Source organism: Sorangium sp. So ce296 (assembly GCF_051529605.1).
GTDB classification, from domain to species: Bacteria; Myxococcota_A; Polyangia; order Polyangiales; family Polyangiaceae; genus Sorangium; species Sorangium cellulosum_D.
Window position 1 is genome coordinate 76,808 of sequence record NZ_CP150325.1, and the last position, 26,961, is coordinate 103,768.

The 26,961-nt window shown below is 73.1% G+C and carries 23 protein-coding genes; 8 read left to right on the plus strand and 15 right to left on the minus strand.

The features are described 5' to 3' along the window. Positions 1 to 550: 550 nt before the first annotated feature. Positions 551 to 1,156 carry a hypothetical protein gene (locus WME98_RS00305; protein WP_437331617.1) on the plus strand — a complete coding sequence of 202 codons (606 nt, stop codon included), beginning with the start codon at positions 551 to 553 and terminating at the stop codon, positions 1,154 to 1,156. Positions 1,157 to 1,460: 304 nt separating this feature from the next. Beyond that, entirely contained in the window at positions 1,461 to 2,207 is a 747-nt protein-coding gene (locus tag WME98_RS00310; RefSeq protein WP_061621432.1) for a TenA family transcriptional regulator, read from the plus strand. A gap of 557 nt (positions 2,208 to 2,764) precedes the next feature. Here WME98_RS00310 and WME98_RS00315 read toward each other — a convergent pair. The 5 genes from WME98_RS00315 to WME98_RS00335 form a co-directional block, all read right to left on the minus strand. Continuing rightward, complete coding sequence (locus tag WME98_RS00315) at positions 2,765 to 3,118, minus strand: response regulator transcription factor (protein ID WP_020737686.1); 354 nt, start codon at positions 3,116 to 3,118, stop codon at positions 2,765 to 2,767. Positions 3,119 to 3,392: 274 nt separating this feature from the next. After that, a complete protein-coding gene (aroB, locus tag WME98_RS00320; RefSeq protein WP_437949373.1) occupies positions 3,393 to 5,003 on the minus strand; it encodes a 3-dehydroquinate synthase in 1,611 nt (536 codons plus the stop codon). A 5-nt stretch (positions 5,004 to 5,008) separates the two neighbouring features. Further along, positions 5,009 to 6,193 (minus strand): chorismate synthase, encoded by a 1,185-nt coding sequence (aroC, locus tag WME98_RS00325; RefSeq protein ID WP_020737688.1) that lies wholly within the window; start codon positions 6,191 to 6,193, stop codon positions 5,009 to 5,011. A gap of 52 nt (positions 6,194 to 6,245) precedes the next feature. Continuing rightward, a complete protein-coding gene (murI, locus tag WME98_RS00330; RefSeq protein WP_437949374.1) occupies positions 6,246 to 7,178 on the minus strand; it encodes a glutamate racemase in 933 nt (310 codons plus the stop codon). Next, positions 7,175 to 8,572 (minus strand): homoserine dehydrogenase, encoded by a 1,398-nt coding sequence (locus tag WME98_RS00335; protein WP_020737690.1) that lies wholly within the window; start codon positions 8,570 to 8,572, stop codon positions 7,175 to 7,177. Before WME98_RS00335 ends, murI begins: the two co-directional genes overlap by 4 nt. A 56-nt stretch (positions 8,573 to 8,628) precedes the next feature. On the opposite strand from WME98_RS00335, the gene WME98_RS00340 reads away from it, so the two are divergent. The 3 genes from WME98_RS00340 (at position 8,629) to ribA (ending at position 13,749) form a co-directional block, all read left to right on the plus strand. Beyond that, on the plus strand, positions 8,629 to 10,548 hold the full coding sequence (locus WME98_RS00340) for a type VI secretion system contractile sheath domain-containing protein (protein ID WP_437949375.1): 1,920 nt from the start codon (positions 8,629 to 8,631) through the stop codon (positions 10,546 to 10,548). A 704-nt stretch (positions 10,549 to 11,252) separates the two neighbouring features. Continuing rightward, positions 11,253 to 12,701, plus strand: a complete 1,449-nt coding sequence (locus tag WME98_RS00345) for an FAD-dependent oxidoreductase (RefSeq protein ID WP_437949376.1) — start codon at positions 11,253 to 11,255, stop codon at positions 12,699 to 12,701. A 289-nt stretch (positions 12,702 to 12,990) separates the two neighbouring features. After that, on the plus strand, positions 12,991 to 13,749 hold the full coding sequence (ribA, locus tag WME98_RS00350; protein ID WP_437949377.1) for a GTP cyclohydrolase II: 759 nt from the start codon (positions 12,991 to 12,993) through the stop codon (positions 13,747 to 13,749). Positions 13,750 to 13,931: 182 nt separating this feature from the next. Here the strand turns inward: ribA and WME98_RS00355 are convergent, their stop codons facing one another. The 3 genes from WME98_RS00355 to WME98_RS00365 all read right to left on the minus strand — a co-directional run bounded on the left by WME98_RS00355 (position 13,932) and on the right by WME98_RS00365 (position 16,324). Next, complete coding sequence (locus tag WME98_RS00355) at positions 13,932 to 14,426, minus strand: hypothetical protein (protein WP_437949378.1); 495 nt, start codon at positions 14,424 to 14,426, stop codon at positions 13,932 to 13,934. A 326-nt stretch (positions 14,427 to 14,752) separates the two neighbouring features. Then, the gene (locus WME98_RS00360; protein ID WP_437949379.1) at positions 14,753 to 15,613 is read right to left on the minus strand and encodes a phosphatase PAP2 family protein; all 861 of its coding nucleotides are present in this window, start codon (positions 15,611 to 15,613) and stop codon (positions 14,753 to 14,755) included. Between the two features lie 27 nt (positions 15,614 to 15,640). Next, the gene (locus WME98_RS00365) at positions 15,641 to 16,324 is read right to left on the minus strand and encodes a TetR/AcrR family transcriptional regulator (RefSeq protein WP_236644008.1); all 684 of its coding nucleotides are present in this window, start codon (positions 16,322 to 16,324) and stop codon (positions 15,641 to 15,643) included. Between the two features lie 185 nt (positions 16,325 to 16,509). Between WME98_RS00365 and WME98_RS00370 the strand changes: the two genes are divergently transcribed. Next, positions 16,510 to 17,730 carry an acyl-CoA dehydrogenase family protein gene (locus WME98_RS00370; RefSeq protein WP_437949380.1) on the plus strand — a complete coding sequence of 407 codons (1,221 nt, stop codon included), beginning with the start codon at positions 16,510 to 16,512 and terminating at the stop codon, positions 17,728 to 17,730. 42 nt (positions 17,731 to 17,772) lie between these two features. Here WME98_RS00370 and WME98_RS00375 read toward each other — a convergent pair whose 3' ends face one another. Further along, a complete protein-coding gene (locus WME98_RS00375) occupies positions 17,773 to 18,192 on the minus strand; it encodes a phosphotransferase (protein ID WP_437949381.1) in 420 nt (139 codons plus the stop codon). A gap of 25 nt (positions 18,193 to 18,217) precedes the next feature. After that, positions 18,218 to 18,688, minus strand: a complete 471-nt coding sequence (locus WME98_RS00380; protein WP_437949382.1) for a hypothetical protein — start codon at positions 18,686 to 18,688, stop codon at positions 18,218 to 18,220. 253 nt (positions 18,689 to 18,941) lie between these two features. On the opposite strand from WME98_RS00380, the gene WME98_RS00385 reads away from it, so the two are divergent. Continuing rightward, on the plus strand, positions 18,942 to 20,495 hold the full coding sequence (locus WME98_RS00385) for an ATP-binding protein (protein WP_437949383.1): 1,554 nt from the start codon (positions 18,942 to 18,944) through the stop codon (positions 20,493 to 20,495). Positions 20,496 to 20,546: 51 nt separating this feature from the next. On the opposite strand, the gene WME98_RS00390 is transcribed toward WME98_RS00385, so the two are convergent. The 3 genes from WME98_RS00390 to WME98_RS00400 form a co-directional block, all read right to left on the minus strand. Further along, positions 20,547 to 21,119, minus strand: coding sequence for a glutathione S-transferase family protein (locus WME98_RS00390; RefSeq protein WP_437949384.1), 573 nt, complete (start codon positions 21,117 to 21,119; stop codon positions 20,547 to 20,549). 185 nt (positions 21,120 to 21,304) lie between these two features. Then, on the minus strand, positions 21,305 to 21,976 hold the full coding sequence (locus WME98_RS00395) for a class I SAM-dependent methyltransferase (RefSeq protein WP_437949385.1): 672 nt from the start codon (positions 21,974 to 21,976) through the stop codon (positions 21,305 to 21,307). A gap of 12 nt (positions 21,977 to 21,988) precedes the next feature. Then, on the minus strand, positions 21,989 to 22,471 hold the full coding sequence (locus tag WME98_RS00400; RefSeq protein ID WP_437331630.1) for a DUF1348 family protein: 483 nt from the start codon (positions 22,469 to 22,471) through the stop codon (positions 21,989 to 21,991). A gap of 385 nt (positions 22,472 to 22,856) precedes the next feature. Between WME98_RS00400 and WME98_RS00405 the strand changes: the two genes are divergently transcribed. Beyond that, entirely contained in the window at positions 22,857 to 23,246 is a 390-nt protein-coding gene (locus tag WME98_RS00405; RefSeq protein WP_061623078.1) for a hypothetical protein, read from the plus strand. Positions 23,247 to 23,389: 143 nt separating this feature from the next. On the opposite strand, the gene ltrA is transcribed toward WME98_RS00405, so the two are convergent. Then, positions 23,390 to 24,901: a group II intron reverse transcriptase/maturase gene (gene ltrA, locus WME98_RS00410; protein WP_437949386.1), complete on the minus strand. Its 1,512-nt coding sequence runs from the start codon at positions 24,899 to 24,901 to the stop codon at positions 23,390 to 23,392. A gap of 512 nt (positions 24,902 to 25,413) precedes the next feature. After that, positions 25,414 to 26,940 (minus strand): dipeptidase, encoded by a 1,527-nt coding sequence (locus WME98_RS00415; protein WP_437949387.1) that lies wholly within the window; start codon positions 26,938 to 26,940, stop codon positions 25,414 to 25,416. Positions 26,941 to 26,961 lie beyond the last annotated feature (21 nt).

Consider the following 26,961-nt stretch of genomic DNA (forward strand, 5'->3'; position numbering starts at 1 on the left):
CGCGTAGGGGTACCGAGGTTCGCGGAGGACGGCAACTGCGAGGCGCATCACCTCGGCCGCGGCGCGCGGGGGCATCCGCGGCGGGCCGCCCGCCGCCCGGCCCGCGCCGCCGTCGCGCCGCCGTCGCGCCGCCGTCGCTCGTCCCCGGGTCGCGGCCCGCTCGTCCGGGCGCGCTCCGCAGCGCCGCGGCGCCCACCGGAGGGCGCGCCGGCGCCCGCCGCCGCACGAAGTCGCGTAATGCGCGTTACACCTCTATTCGCCTACGGATCCCGACGGGGCCTCCCTGAGGTATGGCGTGTCGGGTCAAAAGGAGAGCTGGACAACGGCGTGATCTTGCCCTCCGCCGCGGCGGCCCGTGTCGCGCGCCTGCTCCCGCGTAATCATCTCTTGCCATCGCGCCCGACTCACGCTCCCCTGCAATGAACAACCACGACTCCTGGAGTTGCCCCGACGATGTGCTCCCGGGACGAGCTTCCCGCCCGAGAATGCACGCGCCGCGCCCGCGATGGGGCTCGGCGTCGCCGGGGCTTCCCGCCGTAGGTTCGCCGCGATGAAGACGTACGATACGAAGAGCAAATCCTCGATCCCCCCCGGCAAATGCAAAGGGACGTTGCTGGTCAACCTCCGGTCGTTCGTCACGACGAACCGCGACGCGGGGGCCTGGGAGCGGCTGGTGACCTCGCTGCCCAAGTCAGACCGGGACGTACTGAATCAGCCGCTGCTGGCGAGCAGCTGGTACCCGATCGGCGTCTGGAACCGGGCCCTGCGAACGCACGTGCGGACAGCGAACGACCAGGCCGCCGAGATCAAGCGGTTTGCCCGCTACGTCGCGGACCGCGACCTCAATACGGTGTTGAAGTTCGCGCTCTCGATCGCGATGCCCGACACGATCGTCGCCCGCACTGGAATGTTCTGGTCGCGCTACTTCGACGCCGGCAAGGTCTTCCCGCGGATGGTGAAGCCGCGGGAGTGGGTGCTGACCATCACGGGCCCCACCGGGGACGACGAGGGGCCCTCGGCGATGAACTGCGGAGACGGCGTCTGCGGCTGGGTCGAGCAGGCGCTGCTCTTGTGCGGCGCGTCCACCCCGAAGGTGACGCACCAGCGGTGCCGGTTCCGCGGGGCGACCGAGTGCCTCTCCGAGGTGATCTGGTGAACGACCTGCGGGGGCCCGGCCCTCGCTTCGAGCTTCGTCCTGCCGGCGCCCTCGTTTGCCTATTGACTTCCTCCTCCGCCCCGATCCAGACTGGTGCAGGCGGGACACATATGTACACGAAGCCTCTCATGGTGAGGTCATCGTGCTGGCTCGTTCGTCCAGTGAGCCTGAGCGTCAGCATCGTGCCCGCGCCGCGACTTGTCTCCTGACGGCCGCGGGCCGGTCAGCCTGCGGGGATGTGGTGGGGTGGAGACCGGCGGGCAGTCACGAGGGAGATTGACCCAGCAACCCTCCAGGTAATTTCATGCTCTCACCTCGCTCGCAGCGGCACAAGGAAGTCAAGGACAGCCTCAAGGCGACGCCGCATCCGGTCTGGGTCGAGGACATGCTCGAGTCCCTGGCCGATCAGTGGAAGGCGGCGGTGTACACGCCGCCGATTGCGCGGACGTTGACGGAGCCTGTCGACCACGAGACCTGGAGCGTGTTGATCCGGGAGTTCTTCTGTGTGGTCGAGGCGTTCCCGAAGTACATGGGGCTCAGCCTGGCGAAGACGACCTACGGCCAGACGCCGCGCGATTTCCTGGTGCGCGACTGGCTCATCGGCAACATCCGGGTCGAGGCGCTGCACGTGCGCTGGTACCTCGACTGGGCGGCGGGGCACGGCATCAGCGCCTCGGACATCACGAGCCACCGTCCGACGCCGGAGGTCGCGTCGCTCTTCGAGTGGCTCTGGTCGGTGTCCTACCGCGGCTCGCTCGCGGAGGCGGTCGGCGCGGTCAACTATGCGATCGAGGGGATCACGGGCGAGTGGTCGCGCGTGGTGTTGCCGGCCTTCACGAAGCTCTACGGCGAGGGGAGCAAGTCGCTGACGTGGCTCGCTGCGCATGCGAACTACGACGACGCGCACCCGCGCGAGGCGCTTGAGATCGTGAAGCTCGCGACGACGTCGGCCGAGGAGATCCGCCGGGTGCATTCGAGCATCGCGCGCTCGCTCGAGCTGTTCGAGCGCGCGCTCAAGTCCTGCAGCGTCCCGCTCCGCGGCGGCAGCTGACGCCGCCCCCGCCCCCCACCGCCCTCGCGGCAGGCGCCCCATCACCGCGCCCGCCCCATCACCGCGCCCGCCTCGCCAGCGCCCAGCACCGGCGCCCGACCTGCGGTGACAGGGATAAGAATTCTCCTGACAACCCATCAGGAAACAAGGTATTCGCCGACGCATCCAGCCGTGTAACGGCCACAGAAACCGTCGAGATCCCTGGTTCACGGCGCTCCGCGCCTCAACAGAAACCGCTCGGCTCACCCCGAGAAACGTCCCAGACGCCGAAAGCCTCAAGCGATCTTCTTCACCATTCTTCTCGCGCCTTTACACTCGCCCGCCGCTGGAGCGCCCTCCCCCCGCCCCCGCGCCCCCGCGCTCCCACACGCGCCCGCGGTCTCCCCTCCCCCGGCTCCTTGAACCCCAGCGCCGCGGTCATCCGCAGGACCCAGAGCGGCGGTCACCCGCACAGGAGACGGGCCCAGATCGGCGTTTTCGGCGCACAGGCGTACTCCTGTACGCCGAGCACCGAAAACGTCGAGATGGGCCCGTATCCGCAGCGGGTGACCGCCGCTCTAGCGGCCGTAGACGGCTTTGCGGACCTTCTTCTTGAGGTCGTCGAGCACGAAGGGCTTCGTGATGTAGTGGCGCGCGCCGGCCTGGATGCCGGCGATGACGTCCATCGGATCCGACTTGGCCGTCAGGAAGATGACCGGCACCCGGCGCATCGAATCGTTCTCGCGGAGCCGCTTCGTCATGCTCACCCCGTCGAGCTTCGGCATCATGATGTCGACGATCACCAGATCCGGCAGCGGCTCCTGCTGGGCCAGCGCGAGACCGTCGACCCCGTTCGTCGCGATCACGGTGTCGAACTCGTCGCTGAGGAACCGGGCGATCATCGTCGCCGTGTCCTCCTCGTCCTCCACCACCAAGACTCTCTTTTTCGTCGAGGGCACCATTGGCGCCGGGAAAGATAGCGCGAAGCGGACGACGGGGGCCGTGTGCCGGGATTTTTTTCGAGGAAATTCAACGCTGAGCGATTTTCTTCATCGTCAGCGCAACCCCCGCGGCGCGCGGCGACGCGGGCGCGCGGCGCCGCACCGCCCGGCCCGGAGCTGGGCAGTCCCGGGCGCACCGCGCGGCGCCGCGAGCGCCGGCGGCGCCACCAGCGCTCTCGTCGAGCCCGCCGCGAAGCGACCCGGGTCAGGCCGCGCCGGCCGCCGCGCGCTCGAGGAGCGACGAGAGGCGGTCGAGCGGCATCGGCTCCACGAACGTGCTGCCGATGTCGCGCATCAGCACCGTCCGGACCGACGAGCCGCGGCGCTTCTTGTCGAGCGACAGGAAGCGCAGGGAGGCGGAGACCGGCTCGTCCTCGAGCCGCGTGGGCAGCCCGAGCCGGGCGAGCAGGCGGACCACCCGGTCGGCCGCCGCGCGGTCGGTCACGCCGAGCGAGCAGCCGACGCGGAGCATCGCCACCATGCCGAGCGACACCGCCTCGCCGTGCGCCAGCCGGACGAACCCACCCTCCGCCTCGAGCGCGTGCCCGAGCGTGTGGCCGAAGTTCAGGAGGGCGCGGTCGCCCGACTCGCGCTCGTCGCGGGCGACGATGGCCGCCTTCACGGCGATCGAGCGGCGGATGAGCTCGGCGAGCAGGCCGGGGTCGCGCGCGAGGACGCGGTCGGCCTCGCGCTCGAGCAGCGCGTGCAGCTCCGGATCGGCGATGCAGGCCGACTTCACCACCTCGGCGAGCCCGCTCCGGAAGGCGCGGTCGGTCTCGGTCGCGAGCGCCGCCGGGCTCGCGACGACCGCGGACGGCTGGTGGAAGGTGCCGACGGCGTTCTTCGCGGGGCCGAGGTCGACCCCGGTCTTGCCGCCGACCGAGGCGTCGACCATCGAGAGGAGCGTGGTCGGCGCCGCGACCCAGCGGACGCCGCGCAGGAGCGTGGACGCGGTGAAGCCGCCGATGTCGGTCACCACGCCCCCGCCGTGCGCGAGCACCACCGCGTCGCGATCGGCGCCCGCGTCGAGCATCGCGGTGAGCGCCGCCTCGACGGCCGCGAGCCGCTTGTGCTCCTCGCCGGGCGTGAGCACGGTGACCGCCGCGGCCGGCTTCGCGTGCGCCGCGAGCGCGTCGAGCAGCGGCGCGCCCCAGAGGCAGCTCACGTTCTCGTCCGTGACGACGAAGACCGACGACGGCGAGAGCGCGGCGACGGCGTCGGCCGCGGACGCCGCCCCGTCGGCGGCGATGCGCACCGCGTAGCTCTTGTCGCCGAGCGGCACGAAGAGCGGGCGATCCTCGTAGGCGCGGAGGACGCGCGCGGCGACGTCCTCCGGGGAGACGCCGTCCGTCACGACGCGCGCGTGGGCCTCGGCATAGACGGAGGCGCGCGCGGCGAGGAGCTCGCGGATGCGCGCCTCCCGATCCGGCGCGCCGTCGAGCAGCGGGCGGCCGCCGCTCGGCGTGCGCGCGGCGATCGTGCGCGGGGTCGCGCTGAGCGCGACGACGCAGCCGCGCTCGAGCGCCTCGAGGCGGAGCGCGGGATCGACAAGCGCGCCACCGCCGAGGGCGATGACGCGCGGGCCGCGCGTGGCGAGGAGCCGGCGCAGGGTCGCTGCCTCGAGCGCGCGGAAGCCGGCCTCCCCGCGGGTGGCGAAGAGCGACGGGACGCCCTCGCCGGCCTCGGCCGCGATGGCGTCGTCGAGGTCGATGAACGGGAGGCCCGCGCGCGCGGCGACGATGCGGCCCACGGTGGACTTGCCCGTCCCCATGAAGCCGGTGAGCAGGAGCGGAGGAGCGTCGGGGGGGAGTGCCATGGCGTTCAGTACGAGCGGACCTGCTGGAGGTAGGTGTCGACGTTGCGCGAGAGCTCGGTGAGGCTGTCGCTGCCGAATTTCTCGAGCAGGGCGGCGGCGAGCGTGATCGCCACCATCGCCTCGCCGACGACCGAGGCGGCCGCGACGGCGCAGACGTCGCTCCGCTCGAAGGCGGCGTCGAACTGCTCCTTGGTGCGCACGTCGACCGAGGGGAGCGCGCGCTTCAGCGTGGCGATCGGCTTCATGGCGGCGCGGCAGATGAGCGGCATGCCGTTCGTGATGCCGCCCTCGAGGCCGCCCGCGCGGTTCGACGGGCGGGTGAACGCGTGTGCCCCCTGGTCGTACGCGATCGGGTCGTGCACCTCGGAGCCCGAGATGCGCGCGGCCTCGAAGCCGATGCCGATCTCGACGCCCTTGATCGCCTGGATGCTCATCAGCGCCTGCGCGAGCCGGCCGTCGAGCTTGCGGTCCCACTGCACGTGGCTGCCGAGCCCGGGCGGCAGGCCGGTGGCGATCACCTCGAAGACGCCGCCGAGCGTGTCGCCGCGGTGCGCGGCCTCGCGGATGGCGTCGCGCATCGCCTGCGCCGCCTCGGCGTCGACGCACGCGAGGTCCGAGGCGCGGGCGCGCTCGCGGAGCTCGGCGAGCGGGAGATCGCCCGCGCCCGAGGCCGCGGAGATCGTCGACCGCACGGCGCCGATCGAGAGGACGTGGGCGAACACCTCGACGCCGACCGACCGGAGGAGCTTGCGGCAGACGCCGCCCACCGCGACCCGCGCCGCGGTCTCGCGCGCGCTCGCCCGCTCGAGCACGTCCCGCAGATCCTTCCGGGCGTACTTCAGGCCGCCGGCGAGGTCCGCGTGGCCCGGCCGCGGGCGGGTCAGCGCCTCGGGCGGCTCGGGGAACGGCTCCGGGCCCATCCGCCCCGCCCAGCTCGCGTGATCGCGGTTCTCGATCACCATGGCGATGGGGCCGCCGAGCGTCTCGCCGCCGCGCACGCCGGCGACGAGGCGGACGCGATCGGTCTCGATCTTCATCCGCCCGCCGCGCCCGTAGCCGCGCTGCCGCCGCGCCAGATCCTCGTCGATGTCCTCCGCGAGGAGCGGCATGCCCGCCGGAATACCCTCGACGGTCGCCACGAGCTCCGGCCCGTGCGACTCGCCGGCCGAAAGCCACCTGAGCTGCGTCATCGTGTGGAAAACCTCCTCTGCGCCCGGGACCCCGGGCCAAGCTTGCTGCGTATTACAGGTCGATCTGCTCCACGTCGACGCCCTGGGTGGCGGAACGCCCCGCGCCGCCCTTTTCTGCTCCGGGGGGAGCAGCGGAGAGGGTCGCGGGGACGGCAGCGGGGGCGGCCGGAGGCCGGCCGGCGCCGTCCGCGACGACCGGCTCGCCCAGGAACCGGCTCGCCACCGCGGCGAAGCTCTTCGGCAGATCGGTGACGAGCAGCCCGAGGCCGCCCGGCGCGGTCCGGGACGTCGCGAGCCCCCGCTCGACGAGGAACGACGCCACGTCCTCCGCCGTCGCGGACGCGCTGTCGACGATCGGGAGGGGGCCGCCGGCCAGCGACGCCGCCTCGGCCTCGATCGCCGCGCGGAGGAGCGGGAAGTGCGTGCACCCGAGCACGACCGAGCGGGCGCCCGCGCCGATGAGCGGCTCCAGGTAGCGCCGCGCGACGAGCCGCGGGACCTCGCCCTCGACCCAGCCCTCCTCCGCCAGCGAGACGAGCAGCGGGGCCGCCTGGCCGGCGACCTCCGTGCGGGTGCTGAGCGACGCCACGGCGCGGGGGTAGGCGCCCGACGCGATCGTCCCGGCCGTCCCGAGCACGCCGATCGTGGCGCCGCGCGAGGCGGCGACCGCGGCGCGCGCGCCGGGCAGGATGACCCCGAGGACGGGCAGATCGAGCTCGACCCGGAGCATGTCGATCGCGACGGCGCTCACCGTGTTGCACGCGACGACGATCGCCTTGACGCCGCGCGCGATGAGCACGCGCGCGCAGCCGAGCGCGTAGCGGACCACCGTCTCGGGGGACCGGGTGCCGTACGGGACGCGCGCCGTGTCGCCGAGGTAGACGATGTCCTCCGCGGGGCACCGCTCGCGGAGCGCGCGCACGACCGTGAGGCCGCCGAGGCCCGAGTCGAACACGCCGAGCGGCGCGTCGCGGTGGGACGTCACGGCTCCTCGATGCGGAAGAGGTGCACCGGCTCGCGGAGGAACTCCTCGCGCGCGACGGCGTCGAGCGCGCTCCGCACCAGCCCCTCCTGCGCGTCGTGCGTGATGAGCACCACGTCGACCGCGGGCTCGCGCGCCGCCGCGCCCGAGCTCCGCTTGGTCGGCCCCTGCTGCACGATCTGCTCGATGCTGACGCCGGCGTCGCCGAGCGCGCCCGCGATCCGCCCCATGACGCCCGGGCGGTCCTCGACCGCGAAGCGCAGGTAGTACCGCGAGACGATCTCGCTGAGCGGGCGGACCCGGCGGGGCTTGATCGACATGCCGCGGCCCTGCATGCCGGCGACGCCCGAGGCGATCGAGCGCGCGACGTCGAGGACGTCGGAGACGACGCTGACCGCGGTCGGCAGATCGCCGGCGCCGCGGCCGTAGACGAGCGACGGGCCGACGGCGCGCCCCTCGAGGAGCACGGCGTTGAGCACGCCGGAGACGTTGGCGAGCACGCTCTGCTTCGGGATCAGCGTCGGGTGCACGCGCAGCTCGATGGCGTCGCCGAGGTCGCGGCCGATCGCGAGGTGCTTGATCGTGTAGCCGAACCGATCGGCGTAGAGGTGGTCGGCCTCCTCGATGGTGCGGATCCCGGACGTGTGCACCTGGGCGGCGTCGACCTGCGCCCCGAAGGCGAGCATCGCCAGCACGATCAGCTTGTGCGCGGCGTCGTGGCCGTCGACGTCGAGCGACGGATCGGGCTTCTCGGCGTAGCCGAGGTCCTGCGCCTCGCGCAGCGCGGCGTCGAACGACGCGCCGGTGTCGCGCATGCGCGTGAGGATGTAGTTGCAGGTGCCGTTCACGATCGCGGTGACGCGCTCGACCCAGTCGCTCGCGAACGCGTCCCGGAGCGTGCGGATGATCGGGATGCCGCCGCCGACCGCGCCCTCGAACGCGAGGTCGACCTGGCGCGCCGCGGCCCGCGCGAGGAGCGCGGGGCCGTGGGCGGCGAGCAGGAGCTTGTTCGCGGTGACCACGCCCTTGCCGCGATCGATGGCGCGCTCGATGAGCTCGCGCGCGGGCGTCTCGCCGCCCATCACCTCGACGACGAGGTCGATCGAGGGGTCGTCGACCACCTCCGCGGGGTTCGTGGAGAGCAAGCCGCGATCCAGGGCCGAGACGCGCTCCTTCTCGAGGTCGCGCACGACCACGCGCTTCACCACGAGGGGCACGCCAGCGCGCTCCGCCAGGTAGCCGGAGTTCTCGGCGAGGAGGCGGAGGACGCCGCCGCCGACCGTCCCGCAGCCGAGGAGGCCGATCTGGATCGGCGCGCCGCCGCGCAGGCGCCTGCGATCGCTGGCGGCGTGGGGTTCAGGGTTCAAGTTCAAGGGCGAGCCGCCTTCCGTCTTCATGCGCGCGGAGCTTAGCGCTTCTCGCGCCGAGAGGTGACGCCTATGCTGCGAGGGCCATGGCGGAAACGATCAAGGGCGTTCTTGGCGACGAGTTCAGGTTCCACGTGGGCGAGGACGGGGGCGCCGTGGAGCGGGGGCCGCTGCTCCCGCTGCGCGTGCTCGTGGTCGCCGATCTCACCCCGCGCGATCCGCACAACGCCGGGGCGAGCCCGCCCGCGGGCGCGGCCCGCGTCGACGCGGGCCGGTTCGACAACCTCTTCGCGGCGCTCCGGCCGCGGATCGCGATCGAGGTGCCGAGCGTGCTCGCGGGCGGCCGGCCGGCGCGCGTCGACCTGTCGCCCACCGGCCTGAAGAGCTTCCGGCCCGACGCGCTCTGCGCCGAGGTGCCGCTCCTGCGCTCGCTCCTCGACGGCCGGCGCGTCCTCGATCGGCTGCGCGACGGCTCGGCCACGCTCGAGCAGGCGCGCGCCGAGCTCGATCGGCTCTGGGGCGGCTCCCCGCTCGTGCGCGACATCCTCGGCCTGCTCCCGGCCGCGGGCGCGGGCGCGCCGCCGGGCCGCCCCGCGGCGGAGCGGCCCGCGGCGCCCGCGCCGGCCTCCGACGTGGACGCGCTGCTCTCGATGGTCGACCTCGGCGGCGGCGGCGGGGACGCCGGCGCGGCGCCCGCGGCGCCGGGCGGCCCCGACGCGAGGCCCGCGGAGGGGGGGCGGTTCGCGGAGCTCATCGCGACCGTGGCGGCGAGCGCCCGCCCGCGCGCGGGGCAGCCCGCGCGCCCCGCCGAGGCGATCGCGCAGCTCGAGCGCGCGATCGGCGCGCAGCTCGGCGCGATCGTGCAGCACCCGGAGGTGCGGCGCCTCGAGGAGGCGTGGCGGGGGCTGAGCCTGCTCGTGGACCGCGTGAAGGCGGCGGAGGGCGTCCGGGTCGAGGTCGTCAGCGCGCGGCCGGACGAGGCGGCCAGCGCGCTCGCGCGGGTGCTCGCGCAGACGGCGAGCACCGAGCCGCCGGCGTCGGTCGCGATCGTGGACGTCGCGATCGACGGCAGCGCCGCCGCGCTCGCGCGCCTCGAGGAGATCGCGCGCGTCGCCGAGGCGCACGCGCTCCCCGCCGTGGTGAACGGCGACCCGCGGCTGCTCGGGGTCGAGGGCCTCGGCGGCGTCGAGCGGCTCGACAACAAGGCCGCGCTGTTCGGCGCGCCGCACCGGGCGCCGTGGCGCGCGGCGGCGGCGCGGCCGTGCATGCGGTGGGTCGCGATCGCCATGAACCGCGTGCTCGGCCGCATGCCCTACGACAAGTCGACCTCGCGCATCCGGGAGGCGGCGATCGTCGAGCAGCCGGGCGACGAGGGCGGCCGCGTCTGGATCTCGCCGGCGTACGCCGTCGGCGCGCTGATCGCGGCGAGCTTCCGCGAGACGGCGTGGCCGTGCCGCATCGCGGGCGCGAAGGGCGGCGGGGTGCTCGGGGACCTGCCGGTGCACGAGGTGAAGGGCGCGTACGAGGGCGACGAGGGCGTCGCGATCCCGACCGAGGCGTTCGTGTCGACGGACACCCAGCGCGATCTCTCGAAGAGCGGCGTGCTCCTGCTCGCGTCGGCCCCGAACAGCGACGCGGTGTACGTCCTCACCGCGCCGACCGCCTATGTCCCTCCGGAGAAGCGCACGTACGACGGCTCCACGGCCGAGCCCGAGGCGCGCCTCGAGCGCGTCTCGCTCGTCGACCAGCTGTTCGTCGCGCGCGTGGTGCAATTCCTGCGCGCGCTCGCCGCGAAGCTGCCCGCGGACAGCGACCCCGCCGAGGTCCAGCCGGTCGTCGAGGGGGCGCTGTGGACGCTGTTCGAGAACGCCCCGCCGGCGAGCATCGAGCTCGCGGTGAAGGCCGGCCGCGGCCAGGGCGGGGCCGAGGTCTCGGTGACGGTGCGGCCGCGCCGCTTCCTCGGCGTCGCGCTCGACGAGGTGTCGCTCGAGATGCCCCTCGGCTGAGGCAGGATTGACGCCGCCCGGCCGGCGGGTGAAGAATCGCCGCATGCGGCTCCGCGTCGCGATCCTCATCTCCGTCCTGAGCACCCTCTTGATGACGTGCCAGCGGCCGCCGGCCCCGCAGGCGCCGGCGGCCGAGTGCGGCTGTCGCAAGAAGTAACTCGCGAAGGACGACTCCGCGGCTCCCGGCGGAGAATCTGCCCCTGTCGCCGCGAGGCGAGCGCTCCTCGGGCGGAGCATGCCTGTCGTGCCGCGGATGAGCCCGGGAGGCCCCGAGATCGCTCCATCCGCCTCGGAGGAGCTTCAAAGAACGAACCCTGCGCGGCGCACTCACACGCACCGCAGGATTGCCACCCGCCGTCCGGCGGCGTTTCCTCGGCGCGATCTCTCCGAGGCGGTCGGCCGGAGCTTCTCCTCCGGTGACGACGAAGCGCACGGAATCCTCGCCCCTCTCGTCTCGACGGAGCGCATCGGATTGCGGTGTTGCGCATTCGCCCGGCGGCGCGGTCGCCCCGTTGCTCAGTCGCTCGGTGACGCGGCGGCGCGCAGTCGCCCCGCTGCTCAGTCGCTCGGTGACGCGGCGACGCGCGGTTGCGCGGGAACTGCCCAGCTCGCGCGGCGCGCGCCGATCGACGCGCCGGCGGGCGGGGGTTGCGTCCGCCCTGCCTTCGTCGCGAACGGCCCGCGGATTGCAATCACCGCGGCGCATGAAGCCTCGAACCCAGCAGAATACCCGCTCCAATCACCCGTTCGCCGGCCGCAGGGCCGTGGTGATCGGTGGGAGCATCGCGGGCCTGGTCGCAGCCCGCGTGCTCGCCGACCATTTCGACGAGGTGGACGTCATCGAGCGCGACGGCATCCCCGACGACCTCCGCGAGGCCCGCAAGGGCGCGCCGCAGGCCCGCCACCTCCACGGCCTGCTCGCCCGGGGAGAGCGCATCCTGAACGACCTCTTCCCCGGCTTCACCGAGGACCTGATCCGGGACGGGGCCGTCGCGTACGACTTCGGGGTCGGCCTCGCCTGGCACCACCTCGGCGCGTGGAAGCCGCGCTTCGAGACCGGCGTGCTGACGGTGAGCATGACCCGGCCGCTGCTCGAGGCGCACGTGCGCCGCCGCACCTTCGCGCTGCCCGGGGTGCGGCGCCTCGACCAGCGCGAGGTGGTCGAGCTCTCGGCCTCCCCCGATCGCTCCCGGATCACCGGCGTCGTGGTCCGGCGGCGCGGCGCGCCGGGCGGCGTCGAGGAGCTGCCGGCGGACCTCGTGGTGGACGCCAGCGGCCGCGGCTCGCGCGCGCCGGCGTGGCTCGAGGCGCTCGGCTACGGGCGGCCCGACGAGTCGGCCATCCAGGTCCGGGTGGGCTACGCCGGCCGGCAGTACCGGCCGCGGGATCCGGCCGAGCTCCCGTGGACGGCGCTGTACGTCCTCGGCTCGCCGTCCGACAGCCGGCGCTTCGGCTGCATCGCGCCGGTCGAGGGCGGGCGCTGGATCGTGGTGCTCGCGGGCCTGTTCGGCGATCACCCGCCCGCCGATCCCGACGGCTTCCTGGAGTTCGCGCGGGGCCTGCCGAACGACGCGGTCTACCGGGCGCTGCTCGCGGCCGAGCCGCTGACCGACGTCGCCACGTACAAATTCCCGGCGCACCTCCGGCGGCATTACGAGCGCATGGCGCGGCTGCCCGAGGGGTTCGCCGTGCTGGGCGACGCGCTCGCGAGCTTCAACCCCGTTTATGGGCAGGGGATGACGTCGGCCTGCCTCCAGGCGCTCGCGCTCGACGCCGCGCTCGCGGAGCAGCGCGGCCGCGCGGGCCCGGGCGCGATCGCGGGGCTCGCGCGCCGCTACCACGCGGCCGCGGCGAAGGCGGTCGATCTGCCGTGGCAGATGTCCACCGGCGAGGACCTCGCCTACCCCGAGACCGAGGGCCGGCGGCCGCTGCTCCAGCCGATCCTGCGCTGGTACACCGGCATGCTGCACCGCGCGGCGCAGGTCGATCGCGAGGTCTACGTGCGGTTCGTGCGGGCGATGCACATGCTCGACGGGCCCGAGGCGCTCCTGGATCCGGGCCTGCTCCTGCGCGTGCTGCGCGCGGGGAGGTCGGCCTCCGCGCCCGCGGTGGCCGCGGCCGCCCCGGCCCACCGGCAGCCCGCCGGCGCCTGAGCGGCCCCGGCCGCCGCCCGGCCCGGGCCGCGTGGCGGCGGGAGCCTCCACCGGCGTGAAGGCCGGCGCCGCCAGGCGACCGGCGTGAGGGCCGGCGCCCCCAGGCGCGAGCGAGCCTCTCGCGGCGCCGGAACGCGACACCCGACCCCCGCAGCACCTCTGAACGAGCGCCTCCCCACGGCCCCGCGCGGTCGCGAGGCGTTGCCTGCCCGGCGAGTTCTGGTAAGAGTTGCGCGCCTTTACCCCATCACCGCTCGGCGCGCGAGGCGGCCCCTCGCGGAGGCAGGACATGACCGAACCGATGAATCCGCTGCTGGAGCTCGTCACCCGCGATCGAGAGCACGACTGCGATGGGTATGGCCAGGCGAGCGTCTGCGTGCGGGTCGTGGGCGTCGCCGAGCTGCCGACGCGCGCCGGGCATTTCCGCATCGTCGCGTTCTGGAACAACCGCGACGCCAAGGAGCACATCGCGATGGTGCACGGCGACGTCGTCGGCGCCTCGAACGTGCCGACACGGCTGCACTCCGAGTGCCTCACCGGCGACGTCATGGGCTCGCTGCGCTGCGACTGCCGCGATCAGCTCCTCGAAGGGCTGAAGAAGATCAAGAGCATGGATCGGGGCATCCTGCTCTATCTGCGCCAGGAGGGCCGCGGCATCGGGCTCATCAACAAGATCCGCGCGTATGCGCTGCAGGACCAGGGGCTCGACACGGTCGAGGCGAACCTGGCCCTCGGCTTCCGCGATGACGAGCGCGACTACGCCGTCGCGGCGCACATGCTGCACAGCCTGAACGTGAGATCGGTCGAGCTCATCACGAACAACCCGAACAAGGTCCAGCAGCTCAAGCAATACGGGGTGTCCGTGGCCGGGCGCATCCCGCACGTGATCCCGCCGAACGATCACAACCGCTTTTATCTGGAGACCAAGGCGAAGCGGTCGGGCCATTTCATCGACATGTGGGGCAAGGCGCACCTGACCGAGCAGAGCGATCCGGTGGTGGTCGACGGGATGTCGCCGCCCGACTCCGAGCCGACGCCCGCGAGCTGAGCGCCCGCGGGCGAGGGCCCGGGCCGAGCCTCGTTGGCGCCCGCAGGCCGTTGCCCCGGAGTGATTCACATGAAGGCGGGAAGACAGGAAGATCATTGATCTTTCCTTCCCGCCTTCCCGCCTTCATGTTCAACTCCGGCCACCCCCCTTCGCGGGGCGCCGCGCGGCGCCCCGCGATCGTGTCAGGGCGCGTCGATCAGGCGGCGCACCCGGCCCGCGTGGGGGCTCGACGGGAACTGCGCGAGGAACGCCTCGGCGCGGGCGCGCGCGCCGCCCGCGCGCCCGCTGCGCAGCAGCGCGTCGATCGCGACGAGCTCCCGCTCCGCCGCGAGCCGGCCGTCCGGGAACTCGGCCCGGTGCTCGTCGAGCAGGGCGAGCGGCGCCTCCGGCGACCGCGCGAGCGCCGCCCTGACCTCGGCGAGCCGCCCGGCCTCCCGGAGCAGCTCGTCGCGCTCCAGCAGGGCCGCTCGCGGCGCTGCCGGCCGAGGCGCGGCCCCGCGCTGGCCCGCGCCCCTCGGGGCCAGCTGCCCGGGCGCGGCGGCCCGGGGCGACGGCTCGTCGCCCGGCACGGGCGCTCCGAGCGCTTGCTCGCTGCAGCCTGCGAGGAGGACGGGGAACGCGGCGGCGAGGCCTCCCGCGATCCATCGATGGCGTGACGAATGGTGAACGACGTGCATGTCGCCGGACTCCTTCATCGGCCGAGCTGGCGGATCTCCGCGGACACGGGCGCGCTCGATCGCGCATGCCCATTCCCGGCCGCAGCTCGCCGTCGCCGATGCCGCGGTGGCGGCACGACGTGGTCGACGTGTTCGGTTCGCGCTCCAGCAACTCCGGCTCGAGCGCCAGCATCCATGGCTGACGGGCGTAGTGTAAAATTGAAGTTGGGATTGTCAACTCTGCTTACATCGATGTCGGCGAGCAGCGCGATCCCTTGTCGATGGCGTCGATCGGCCCATTGAGCTCCTCTGGCTCAAAACGTGACCCAAACGTGCCCGAGACGTGCTCAAAACGTGCCAGCGACGCCCGCGCCGACGCCGCCTCTCGCGGGTGCGAGCGAGAGGCGGAAACCGTGCGTGTCAGGGCCGGCAACGCCTCGGCGCGGCCCGTGAAACAGAACCGGAATCAGCACGCCGGCGGCGGAGCCGAACACGGCGCCGGTGAGCACGTCGGAGAAATAATGGCGGTCGCCGGCGATGCGCAGGTAGCCGGAGAGCGCGGCGATCGCCATTCCGTTCGCCCAGACCCACGGCGCCGCGCGGTAGCCGCGCATCGACGCCACGGTGCCGCTCGCGGCGGCGAGGGCGAACGTGGCGGTGGCGTGGCCGGAGAAGAACGACAGATTGTCGTCGTTCGGGAGGGGGCCCGAGAGGCCCTCGCCGGGGCGGAGCACATCCGGGTTGTCGAAATGGGAATAGGGCCGCTCGCGGCCGACGATGTACTTCGTGACCTGGTTCAGGTTCATCGCCACCACCGTCGCTTCGGTGACGATCACGAGGTCGGCGGCGGTGTTCTCGGAGCGCCCGTCGTACCACGCGGCGAGCGCGGTGAGGCCCAGCGCGGCGGCGGGCGCGACGGCGAGGACCGCCACATTGCTGAGGTCATGGGCGGTGTTCGGGTTGCCCCTCCACACCAGCGCGTCGCGGACCGACGTGTCGAGCGCGTTCGCCGCGCACCAGCGGCACGGCTCGGGGGCAAGGCCCTTCTTCGCGAGCTCGGAGGCGACCCACGCGGCGCCGCCGACGACGGCGATGGGCAGATCGACCTCCGGCCGGTACGCGAGCTCGGGAGGCGGCTCGGCAGCAGCGGCGGCGGCGGGTGACAGGGCGACGAGGAGGGCGGGCAGAGCGATCGCGGCGGTGCGCACGAGGGGCGGGAACGTACCCCGGGCGGGTCAGGCGCGCGACGGCCCCGGCGCGGCGAGCAGCAACCCGTCGAGCAGGCGCGCGTGGGCGTCGTCGACCACGCGCCGGAGCTCCGCCGGACCGGCCTTGGACAGCGCCCCCGACGCCGCGAGGGTCGCGAGGCCGTGGTGCATCGCCCAGATCGGGACCGCCAGCGCCATCGGATCGCCCGGCGGGAACGCCCCGGCGCGCTGCGCCTCCTCGATGAACCCGAGGAGCAGGCCGAGGCTCCGCGACGTGGCCGCCGCGACCCGCGGGTCCTCGGCGTCCACCTCGCTGGAGTACATCACGTGGAAGGGCGCCGGGTGCTCCAGCGCGAAGCGGACATAGGCGTAGCCGGCGGCCAGGAAGCGCGCCCGGAGCGCGCCCCCGGCCTGCTCGAGGGCGGCCGAGATCTGCGCGGCGAGCTCCGTGCTCGCCTGCACGGCGAGCTCCGTCATCAGGGCGCGCTTGTCCGCGAAGTGGCGGTACGGCGCGGCGTGCGAGACGCCGATCCGCCGCGCGACCTCGCGCAGCGTGAAGCGCGCGTTCCCCTGCTCCTCGATGAGCGCGAGCGCCTCCTCCAGCACCGCGCGCCGGAGGTCGCCGTGGTGGTAGGGCCGCTCGACGGAGCGCGACGCAGGTGCAGGGGGGGTGCGCGCGCGCGGACGGCGGCGCCTTGCGGGGGGAGCCACAGCGCAGGGGCACGATACCACGAAGGCCGGCCCCGGAGGGCCGGCGAGGCGGCCCCGAAGAAAATGTAGACGGCGGAAACTTTCCGGATGTTGTCAGTGTCATCATCGGGCGCGCGGGCGGCCCGGAGGGGCCGGCGCGCGGCACGTCCCGTCCATCGCACCCCGTCCAGGAAAGGAGCCCCCGTATGTCCGAGCCCCGTCGATCCCCCGAGCGCGAACGCCTCCTCGCCGCCGTGGAGCGCGTCCGCGGCGTCGCCGTCGCCCACGCCGAGGCGTCCGAGCGGCTGCGCACGCTCGCGCCCGCGGTCGTCGACGCGCTGCAGTCGAGCGGCCTCTTCGCGGCGGCGGCGCCGCGCGCGGTCGGCGGCGCGGAGAGCGATCCGCTGACGCAGCTGGAGGTCTTCGAGGCGATGGCGCGCGCGGACACGTCGGCGGGGTGGTCGCTGATGATCAGCGCGCTGCTCGCCGCCCTCGCCGGGGGCAGCTTGCCCGACGAGGGGGCGCGGCAGGTGTTCGCGGGGCCGTTCCCCACCTTCGCGGGGCTGCAGGTCCCGAGCGGGCTCGCGCGGCGGGTCTCCGGGGGGTACGTCCTCGAGGGGCGCTGGGCGTTCGGCAGCGGCGTGCGGCACGCGCGCTGGGTGTTCACCAGCGCGATCGTGCCGCCGGAAGGCGGGGCGCCGCCGGCGGGGCCGCCCGAGATGCTCAGCCTCGCGGTCCCGATCGAGCAGGTGGCGATCGAGGACACGTGGGATGTCGCCGGCTTGCGCGGCACCGGGAGCGACCATTACCGGATCGAGGGCGCGTTCGTGCCCGAGGCGCTGACGTGCGCCTTCCCGGGCGCCCCGCGGCGGCGCGGCGGCGCGCTGTACGCGATCCCCCTCCTCGCCCTGCTCGCGGCCGGCCACGTCGGCTTCGCGCTCGGCGTCGGGCGGCGCGCGCTCGACGAGATCGCCGCGGTGGCCCCGCGGCGGATCAAGGCGTGGCCGCAGCTCGCGCTGGGCAGCCACGCGGCCTTCCACATGGACCTCGGGCGCGCGGAGGCGAAGCTCGCCGCGGCGCGCGCGTACGCGTTCGACGCGCTCGGGCGGATGTGGGACCGGGCGCGCTCGGGCGAGGGGCTCGCGATCGAGGACTGGGCGGAGATCCGGCTCGTCCAGACGTACGTGACCGAGGTCGCCGCGGAGATCGCGGGCTTCGCCTACCGCGCCGGCGGCGGGAGCGCGCTGTACGCGGCGAGCCCGCTGCAGCGCTGCTTCCGCGACATGCACGCGGCGACGCAGCACATCGCAGCGACCGACGACGCGTACGAGTTCGCGGGGCGCGCGCGGCTCGGGATCGCCGAGCTGCACCCGCTGCTCGCCCCGCGGGAGGCGGCGGGCGGGGATCGGGAGCGACGGGGCGGCTAGATCCGCCCACCAGGAGTCCGGTCAGGGAGCCGGAGAGAGAGTTCAACGCAAAGGCGCAAAGGCGCAAAGGCGCAAAAAAACAGATGTTATCTGTATTTGCGTCTTTGCGCTCTTGGCGCCTTTGCGTTGAAGCGGCGCCCCGGGCGCCTTCACGTAGGCGCGCGCGCAGACGGCCTCGCCGGGCTCGCCGAGCAGCGCCGCATAGCGGCCGTCGGCCGCCCGGATCGGCGGCGCGGCAGGGACGCCCCGCGCCGTCAGGAACTCCAGCCATTCGCACTCGGCCTCGACCGCATCCGGCGACCGGTGCCCGGGATCGCCGAGCTTCAGGACGAGCGCGCCGCCCGGGTACCGCGCCTCGAAGACCTGGCTCTCGAAGCCTCCGAGGAACCGGCAGCTCGCCGGATCGGCCCCGTACGGCGCGAGCGCGCGCGCGAGGACCGCGGGATCGACGCGAGCCGTCACGTCCGCCCCCGGGGCGGCCACGCGGTCAGCGCTGGCCGCCTTGCGGCGGGCACGCGACCCGCTGGGGCGGCGGCGGGTTGCACATGATGACCACGGGAGGGCCTCCGTCGCGAGAGGGCCGAGGACGCGGGCAGGGGCTGGGGAAGAACTGCCTGCACGAGCCGTCCGGGAATCGGACCACCCTTCCCCCTTCCGCGGGCTGCGGAAGGGGCTCCTCCTCACCCTGCGCCGCCATCGCCCCGGCGTCCTGGGGAGCCCCGATCGCGGCCGCGCCTTGCGCCGCCGCGGCTCCGGCATCCTGGAACGCCTCGGCGGCGGCCGCATCCTCCGCGCCGAGCGCGCCCGTCGGCGGGAGTTCCGGGCGCGGCGGATTGGACAGCTCCTCCGGCGGAGGGGGCGGCGGCTGCATCGAAGCGCAAGCGGCCGCCCCGCCGGCGACCGTGACGAGGAACGAAGACGCGAGCGCGCGGCGGCGCCGGCGCGACGGGGGCTTCATGGCGCGCATCGTAGATCCACGGACCAACCCACGTCAGTAGATCCATGGACCAACCCACGTCACCCGAACGACGACCGCCGCGGCGCGCTCCACGCCGGACGTGCGCGTCGATGCCGGCGACGACGCGATGAGCTCCCGGCGACGCGGGGGGAAGCGCTGCGCAGCTCGACGGGATGAGCCCGGAGATCGCGAGTTGCCCTCGGCGGCGCCCGGTCGGTTGACGGCGGCGGCGGCCCCGGTCCAAGGTCCCGGCATGCGCTTCTTCAACACCGCCGGGCCGTGCAAGCCGGAGTGGCACTACATGCTGCCAGCGGCCGAGCGGCTGCCCCAGGCGCGGCGGCTGATCGAGCGGGGAGCGTACTTCGTCGTGCACGCGCCGCGGCAGATGGGCAAAACCACGACGCTGCGCGCGCTCGCCGACGAGCTCACCGCCGAGGGACGCTACGCTGCGCTGTACTTCACCTGCGAGGAAGGGCAGCCGGCCGGCGACGACGTGGAGCAAGCGCAGCTCGCGCTCCTGAACGCCATCCGGCTGCGCGCGGCGCGCGCCCTCGCCCCGGAGTTCCAGCCGCCGCAGCCCTGGCCCGAGGCGCCGGTGCTGTCGCTGCTCGGCACGGGCCTCGCCGCGTGGGCCCAGGCGTGCCCGCTGCCGCTCGTCCTGTTCTTCGACGAGATCGACGCGCTGGAGGGCGAGAGCCTGCGATCGGTGCTCCGCCAGCTCCGCGCCGGCTACGCCGAACGGCCCCGGGACTTCCCCTGGTCCGTGGCGCTCTGCGGGCTGCGCGACGTGCGGGACTACAAGGTGGCGAGCGGCGGCGACCCGGCTCGACTCGGCACGTCGAGCCCCTTCAACATCAAGGTGGAGTCGCTGACGCTGGAGGAGTTCACGCGCGAGCAGATCGCGGCGCTGTATGCTCAGCACACGGTCGACACGGGACAGGAGTTCCTGCCGGAGGCGATCGACCGGGCGTTCGCGCTGACGCAGGGGCAGCCCTGGCTCGTGAACGCGCTCGCGCAGCAGGTCGTCGACGTGCTCGTCGAGGACCGGGCCCAGCCGATCACCTCGGCCCTGGTGGACCGGGCCCGGGACCTCCTGATCGAACGGCAGGATACGCATCTGGACAGCCTGGTGGATCGCCTGCGCGAGCCACGCATCCGGGCGCTCATCGAGCCGATGCTCGCCGGCACCAAGCTGCCCGAGGTGCGCGCAGACGACGTGCGTTTCGCCGTCGACCTCGGGCTGGTCCGGATGACCCAGGAGGGCGGGCTCGACGTGGCCAACCCGATCTACCGCGAGATCATCGTGCGCGAGCTGGCCTTCCCGGTCCGCGCCGGGCTGCCCGCGATCACGCCCACGTGGCTGACCGCGGAGGGGAAGCTCTCCGCTGAGCGGCTCCTGGAGGCCTTCGTCGCGTTCTGGCGGCAGCACGGCGAGCCGCTGATGGGCGCCGCCCCCTACCATGAGGTCGCGCCACACCTGGCGCTGATGGCCTTCCTGCACCGGGTGGTGAACGGCGGCGGGTCGATCGAACGGGAGTACGCGATCGGCAGAGGCCGGATGGACCTGTGCGTGCGCTACGGAGGGGAGATCCTGGGGATCGAGCTCAAGGTATGGCGAGATGATCGGCCTGATCCGCTGAAGGAAGGGCTGGAGCAGCTCGACGGCTATCTGGCAGGGCTCGGGCTCGATCGGGGATGGCTGGTGATCTTCGACCAGCGGAGCGGGCAACCTCCGGTCGCGGAGAGAACGCGGCGCGAAGAGGCGAAGACCCGCTTCGGGAAGACGGTGGCCGTGATCCGGGCGTGAGGCGCCGCGCTGCGAGGGCGGCGGCCGCGAGGACGGCGACGGGCGGGCGGCCTACTTGAAGATCTTCATGTGCGGACGCGCCATCAAGCGGTCCACGTAGGCCTCCAGCTTGGGCCGACCCGGCGGCCCGCCCCACAGGCGCTTCCAGATGAACATCGAGCCGATCATCACGTCGGCCGCGGTGAACCAGTCGCCGAACAGGTACGGACCGTCCCCGAGCTCGCCCTCGACGACGTCCATGGCCGTCTCGAAATTCGTCCACCCCCGCTGCGGCGTCGTCTCGACCTTCATCAGAAGATCGCCCATCGCCGGCTCGAGCTGCGAGGTCGAGTAGACCATCAGCGACAGATAACGCCCCCGCTGCGGCGAGCCGATGGGGGGCGCCAGCCGGGCCTCCGGGAACTTGTCCGCCAGATACAGACAGATCGCCGCGTTCTCGAAGAGCTTGGCGTCGCCGTCCACCAGCGCAGGCAGCTTGCCAGCCGGGTTGATCTTCAAGAACTCCGGCGCCTTGTGCTCCCGCTTCTCGAAGTCGATGGGCACGAGGTCGTACGTGGCGCCGCACTCGTCCAGCATCCACCTGGTGATCGCCGCGCGGCTCCGCGGGTTGTAATAGAGCTTCATCGCAATCTCCCTCGAGTGGTCTGATGAAACACGGCGAGCATGCCAGAACCTCAGGATGCATTCCAGCGCTCAACGACGGTATTTCAGATCACACCGCCAGCGGTTCGCGCTCTTCCTCGCTTCGCATGGCAAACCCCGACGCGAGCTCGCAATGCAGTGAGCGCGAGCCCGAGGGTTGAGTTCGCTCAGGACGGAGAGGTTGCCCGGAGCCGGAGGTGAACGGACAGGAGCCGAGGCGGGTCGTTCCTGGCGGCCTCTGCGTCGCGCCACTCGCCCAGGTGGACGAGCTCGTACCCGGACGACAGGCCCGCATTCACGTACTCGGAGACGTCGTGCAGGAACGCGGGCACGCGCTCGGGCTCGCCCGTCTCCCGGTTGACGAAGTTGGCCTGACCTCCGCGCAGCTGCCGCATGGGGTGCAGCTCGCACAGGAAGAGCTCGCCGCCAGGCCGCAGGGCGCGCGCGGCCTCGGCGAAGATCGCGTCGACATGCTCGATGTGCTCCAGCACGAGCATGGCAATCACCACGTCGGACGAGCCGGAAGCGGACGGCCAGGGAGAGCGGATGTCGTGCTGCGCGAACCGGACGCGCGGGGAGCCCACGCGCGCCCTCGCCTGCCGCAGCATCCCTTCGGAGAAATCCAGCGCGAGGACGCTCCCCGCGCGCTCGGCGAGCCACTGCGTGTTGAGCCCGGTGCCGCAGCCGATCTCGATCACGTCGCGGCCGGCGAGCGCCAGGCCCCGCTCCCGGAGGACGGCAGCCGAGAGCTCGCGGGTCCGGTTGGGGTCGTTGTCGTACGTCGCGGACCAGCGATCGTAGGCCGTGGCGATCTCGGGCTTGTTCGGAGAGGTGGACATCGGCGGCCCTCCCTACAACCCGAGCTCGGTCAGCCCCGGATGATCGTCCGGACGGCGCCCGAGCGGCCAGTGGAACTTCCGGTCCTCCGCCGCGATGCGCACGTCATTGATGCTCGCCTCGCGCCGCCGCATCAACCCATGTGCGTCGAACTCCCATTGCTCGTTGCCATGGGACCGGTACCAAGTGCCGCTGTCGTCGTGCCATTCGTAGGCGAAGCGCACCGCGATCCGGTCGCCCGTGAACGCCCAGACCTCCTTGATCAGGCGATAGTCCAGCTCCCGCTGCCACTTGCGGTGCAGGAACGCCTCGATCGCCTCCCTGCCCTGGAAGAACTCGGCCCGGTTCCGCCAGCGGCTATCGACGGTGTACGCCAGGGCCACGCGCGCGGGCTCCCGGCTGTTCCAGGCGTCCTCGGCCAGCCGCGCTTTCCGGGCGGCGGTCTCGGCGGTGAAGGGCGGCAACGGCGGACGCGACGCGGCGGGATCCTGGCTCACGGCGCAAACCATCGTCGAATCTCCCGTCCCGGGCAACCCCTTTTCGCGCTCGGGGGCTCTCCCGCTCTCCTCCTCCAGCCCACACGCGCGGCCGCCGCTCGGGCTCGCTGCCCCGGGCAATCGTCGCCGCGGGCCCGGCGCGGGCGCCCTGGGAGCCGCGGCGGGGCTTGACGCTCGCGCGGTCGAGGAGAACTCGTTAGAGTTGCTCTGCGCCTGGAGGCGCCCGCACGCTCGATGGAACGATGACCCTCCCGAATGCACCTCGGCGACACGACCTCGGCGCGGGCCGCCGGCCTCGCGGCCGCAGCGAGCCCGCTCGTCCGGAGGTGGCCGGCCCGAGCGGCGCGGCGCCGGCGGCGGGCCCTCGCGCCCGGGGCGCGGGGCCGTGAGCTCCGATCCGCCGGGCGCCGACTACCTCGACGCGATCTTCGCGGCGATCCGCGGGGGCGCGGCCCAGCTCACGGCGATGAAGGCGTGGCTCGGCAGCGCCCAGCGCGCCGCGTCCTCGTCCTCGTGGCGCTTTCAGTTCCTCGCCGCCGCGCGCGCGGCGCACCGGCGAGCCGGCGCCTACCTCGACGAGACCGAGGAGCGGCTGCGCCGGCTCGGCCCCGACGATCAGGTCCCGGCCCCGCTCGACCAGCTCCCGAGGAACGTCGCCGCGATGCGCGCGGATCTCCGCGCCGAGGAGCAGCACCTGCATCGCCTCGAGACGGAGGCCACCGCCCGGCACGAGCCGAGCAGCTCTGGAGCGCGAGGGAAGCAGAGCGCCTCCTGATACCGCGGGTCGGAAAACCCGCCAGGAGTCTGCCCCGCGCGAGGAGAGAGATCTCAACGCAAAGGCGCCAGGGCCACAAAGGCGCAAAAAAATAACATTGTTGTTTTGCGCCTTTGGTCCCGGTAGGGACGGCCCGTGCTGACCTACCTTCGGTCAACCCGGACCGCCCCCCGGACAGAGCCCGGCGAGCGGATTTCCCGCACCGGGCTCCCACCTCGGGTCGACGGACTGGCTCGCGGTAGAGCCGGCCAGGGATGATGGATGCGGGGCTGCGGGAGAGGGAACCGCTGCTCGAACCCCCTTCGTTGCTGCCGGGACCAGTGCGCGCGCTGGCTCCTCCGCTGAAGCTGGCGGTGCCAGCTTGCGCGCACGCGCTCCCGAAACTGCTGCAGCGCCGGGTAGTTGGTGGGCACCCCGTAGTACCGGAAGTGCCCTTCGAGCACGCTGGAGAGCCATGCGTGCTGGGCTCGCACGGGCTCATGCCGACGCTCGCGCATCTCTTCGCGCAGGCTCGCCAGCTTCGCGTTCCGTTTCTTCCGCGAGGTACGACGCTTCAGCTGGAACTCGCCTCGCCGACTCACGCCGGCGATGTGCGTGAACCCCAGGAAGTCGAACGTCTCGGGGCGTGTGCGCCCGTCGCGCTCGGCGTCCTGCCGGGCGAATCTCCCGAACCGAATCACCCGGGTCTTCTCCGGGTGCAGCTCCAGGCCGAACTTCGCGAGACGAGAGGCCAGGGCCTCCCGCATCGCGCGCGCGTCCTGCTCGTACTGGAAGGTCACCGCGAAATCGTCGGCGTAGCGCACGATGTACACCTCACCGCGCGCATGCCGCTTCCTCCACTGGTTGGCCCACAGATCGAACGCGTAGTGAAGGTAGACGTTCGCAAGCAGCGGGCTGATGACCCCTCCCTGCGGCGTCCCTTCCTTCACCTCGCGCAGCTCGCCTTCCTCCATGACGCCCGCGTGCAGCCACTTCATCAGCAGCCGCACCATGCGCCTGTCCCCGATCCGGTGCTCGAGGAACTTCTGCATCCACCCGTGATCGATGGTGTCGTAGAACGATCGGATGTCTGCATCGAGCACCCAGCTCGTCTTCCGGCTGATGGCCTCAGCGAGCGCGTTCAGGGCGTCGTGCGGCCCCCGGCCGGGCCGGAAGCCATACGAGAACCCCACGAACGCCTGCTCGTAGATCGGCTCCAGCACCATCCGCACCGCCTGCTGGACGAGCTTGTCCTCCAGCGCTGGGATGCCGAGCGGTCGCGTACGCCCATCGCCCTTCGGGATGTGCACGCGCCGCACCGGCTGCGGGTGGTAGCTGCCGCGATGGACGCGATCTTGAAGGTCGAGCAGCCGAGCGTCGAGGTGCTCGCCGTACTCTTCCCATGTGACCCCGTCCACGCCGGGCGCCGCCCGCTTGCGCAGGCGCTCGTACGCCTCCTTCAGCACCGGCGCCTTGATCGCGCTCAGCAGGTTGTCGAACCGCTCCCCTTTCTTCTCCTTCGCTCGCTGTCCGATCCGCACCACTTGCGTGGGCGCGCCTTGCCGGTCCTGAGCCCGGGGCGCGTTTCGTGCTGCGGATTTCCCCTCGGCCGTGGGCCGTCCCTCCACCGACTCGACGGGCGTTACCCGCGTCTTCGTCAGCTTCTCCGGTACCATGCCCCCGTCCGACTCCTCGAAGTACGGCACCACGGAGTGCGGCGTTGTGCCTTCCCGTGGCTGTCCGCTGCCCACCACCGGCGACGCGGCTCCTTCGAGGTCTCCCGGTTCCCGTGCATGAGGCGTGTGTGCGCGTGCCGAACTCTTCGACCCCGGAGGGGATGGGCGGCCCAGGTCCACTTTGTTCGGGTCTCCACCGTGGCCTTCCACGAAAGACGAGCGTGTCGGCCCCCTCGAAATTTCAACGTTTCGGGGCTCTATCGCCCGGCCCGCGCACTCGTCCCCCTACGCTTCGCCTCGCAGGTCGCCCCACGCTGCGCAAGGGTTGGCCTTCCCGGGGGTGGACTCCTCCCGGGGCAGGACTTGCTCGATTTGCTGGTGCTGCTCCTCGTTGCTCACCTGCTCCCTCATGCCGGTCTTGACCGGCGCATCCGCCTTGGCGTTGAACTCTCGCTCCGGATCCCTGGCCCGACAACTGGCTCGAGCGGCAGCGGCACGGGCCCTGAACGCGCTCAACGCGCCATGATGAGGTCCATGCCTCCTGGGGGGGCCGGCGGGCTCGGCGGCTTCGCGGCCTTCGGGCCCAGGGCGGGCGCCGGGGGCGGCGGGCCAGGAGGCGGCAAGAGCGGCCTCGGATCCACCACGCCCGCCGGCTCCGCCGCCGGCAGCTCCGCCGCGGTGAGCTGCCGCGTGCTGCCGTCGCCGGAGAGCGAGGTCTCGGTCGAGGCCGCATAGGCCTCGGCCTGCTCGAAGATCCGCAGGAAGTTGCCGCCCAGGAGCTTGAGGATGTCCTCGTCCGAATAGCCCCGCCGGACGAGCTCCAGCGTCATCGTCGAGCGCCCGTCGATGCCGGCGAGCCCGCCCGGGAGCGCGCCATCGACGTCGAAATCCGAGCCGAGCGCCACGTGGTCGATCCCGGCGATCTTCACCAGATCGTCGATGTGGTCGGCGATCCGCGCGCTCGACGGCAGCTGGATCGGCGCTTCCTGGGCCCTGAGCTTCTCGATCTCGCCGCGGGCGCTCGCCGCGTCGCCCGGGGCGCGCTCGCTCAGCTCCTTGAGGCGCGCCCCGTGCTTCCGCAGAAACCGCCCTGCCTGCTCCGCATACGCCTCGTCGAGGAAGAGGGCCCAGAAGTTTACCATGGCGACACCGCCGTTCGTCGCGAGCGCGCGCAGCAGGTCGTCGCCGAGGCGTCGGCGGTGGTGGGCCTCTGCGCGGACCGAGGAAGAAGCGAGGATCGGCGCCTTCGCCACGCGCAGGGCGGCCCGGAACGTGGCCTCGGACGCGTGCGAGACGTCGACGAGCATGCCAATCCGCTGCATTTCGCGCACCACCTCCTCGCCGAAGGGCGAGAGGCCGCGGTGGCGCGCGTTCGCGGGCTCGAGGGCGGCGCCCGCGGAGTCCGCCCAGTCGTTCGTGCTGAGGTGCGTGAGGGCCATGTAGCGGACGCCGAGGCGATGAAACGAGCGCAGCGCAGACAGGGAGTTCTCGATGGCGTGTCCCCCCTCGATGCCCATGAGCGCGGCGACCCGGCCCTCGCGCTTCGCGCGCCGCACGTCCCGAGCGCTCCTGGCGAGCACCAGATCGGCGCCGTGGCGCTCGATCTGCCGGTGGATCCCGTCGATGAGATCGAGCGCGCGGCGCGCGGCGCCGCCGCGCAGGCCGGCCTGCTGCCCCGAGAGCGCGCCGACGTGGATCGGAAAGAGCTCGCCGGCGACGCCGGCCGCCTTGAGCCTTTCGAGATCGGCGCGCGCGGCCTCGCGGCTCAGGTTGGTGGCATCGAACGCGCCGCCGACGACCGGAGACGGGATCCCGTTGTGGCCGTCGACGAGGATCGCCGCCGCGCGCAGGCGCGCCGCCCTCTGCTCCGGGCTCTCCGGGGCCGCGGGGCTCTCCGCGGCGCCGGGCACCGCCGCGGCCCCGGGCGCGGGCTCCTCGGCGGCGGGGGCGTCGGACAGGGGCATCGCCGGCGGCGCAGGAGGAGCACAGGCCGCGAGCGCCGCGGCGGCGAGGAGCGCGAGGCGAGACAACGTGCGCACGGCCTCATCGTATCATGCGCA

Bases quoted from the DNA above. Each gene is read 5' to 3' on its own strand.
- WME98_RS00305 (WP_437331617.1), top strand. From the start codon at position 551: ATGAAGACGTACGATACGAAGAGCAAATCCTCGATCCCCCCCGGCAAA.
- WME98_RS00310 (WP_061621432.1), top strand. From the start codon at position 1,461: ATGCTCTCACCTCGCTCGCAGCGGCACAAGGAAGTCAAGGACAGCCTC.
- aroB (WP_437949373.1), bottom strand. From the start codon at position 5,003: ATGGCACTCCCCCCCGACGCTCCTCCGCTCCTGCTCACCGGCTTCATG.
- aroC (WP_020737688.1), bottom strand. From the start codon at position 6,193: ATGACGCAGCTCAGGTGGCTTTCGGCCGGCGAGTCGCACGGGCCGGAG.
- WME98_RS00335 (WP_020737690.1), bottom strand. From the start codon at position 8,572: ATGAAGACGGAAGGCGGCTCGCCCTTGAACTTGAACCCTGAACCCCAC.
- WME98_RS00340 (WP_437949375.1), top strand. From the start codon at position 8,629: ATGGCGGAAACGATCAAGGGCGTTCTTGGCGACGAGTTCAGGTTCCAC.
- WME98_RS00345 (WP_437949376.1), top strand. From the start codon at position 11,253: ATGAAGCCTCGAACCCAGCAGAATACCCGCTCCAATCACCCGTTCGCC.
- ribA (WP_437949377.1), top strand. From the start codon at position 12,991: ATGACCGAACCGATGAATCCGCTGCTGGAGCTCGTCACCCGCGATCGA.
- WME98_RS00355 (WP_437949378.1), bottom strand. From the start codon at position 14,426: ATGCACGTCGTTCACCATTCGTCACGCCATCGATGGATCGCGGGAGGC.
- WME98_RS00370 (WP_437949380.1), top strand. From the start codon at position 16,510: ATGTCCGAGCCCCGTCGATCCCCCGAGCGCGAACGCCTCCTCGCCGCC.
- WME98_RS00380 (WP_437949382.1), bottom strand. From the start codon at position 18,688: ATGAAGCCCCCGTCGCGCCGGCGCCGCCGCGCGCTCGCGTCTTCGTTC.
- WME98_RS00385 (WP_437949383.1), top strand. From the start codon at position 18,942: ATGCGCTTCTTCAACACCGCCGGGCCGTGCAAGCCGGAGTGGCACTAC.
- WME98_RS00390 (WP_437949384.1), bottom strand. From the start codon at position 21,119: ATGAAGCTCTATTACAACCCGCGGAGCCGCGCGGCGATCACCAGGTGG.
- WME98_RS00395 (WP_437949385.1), bottom strand. From the start codon at position 21,976: ATGTCCACCTCTCCGAACAAGCCCGAGATCGCCACGGCCTACGATCGC.
- ltrA (WP_437949386.1), bottom strand. From the start codon at position 24,901: ATGGTACCGGAGAAGCTGACGAAGACGCGGGTAACGCCCGTCGAGTCG.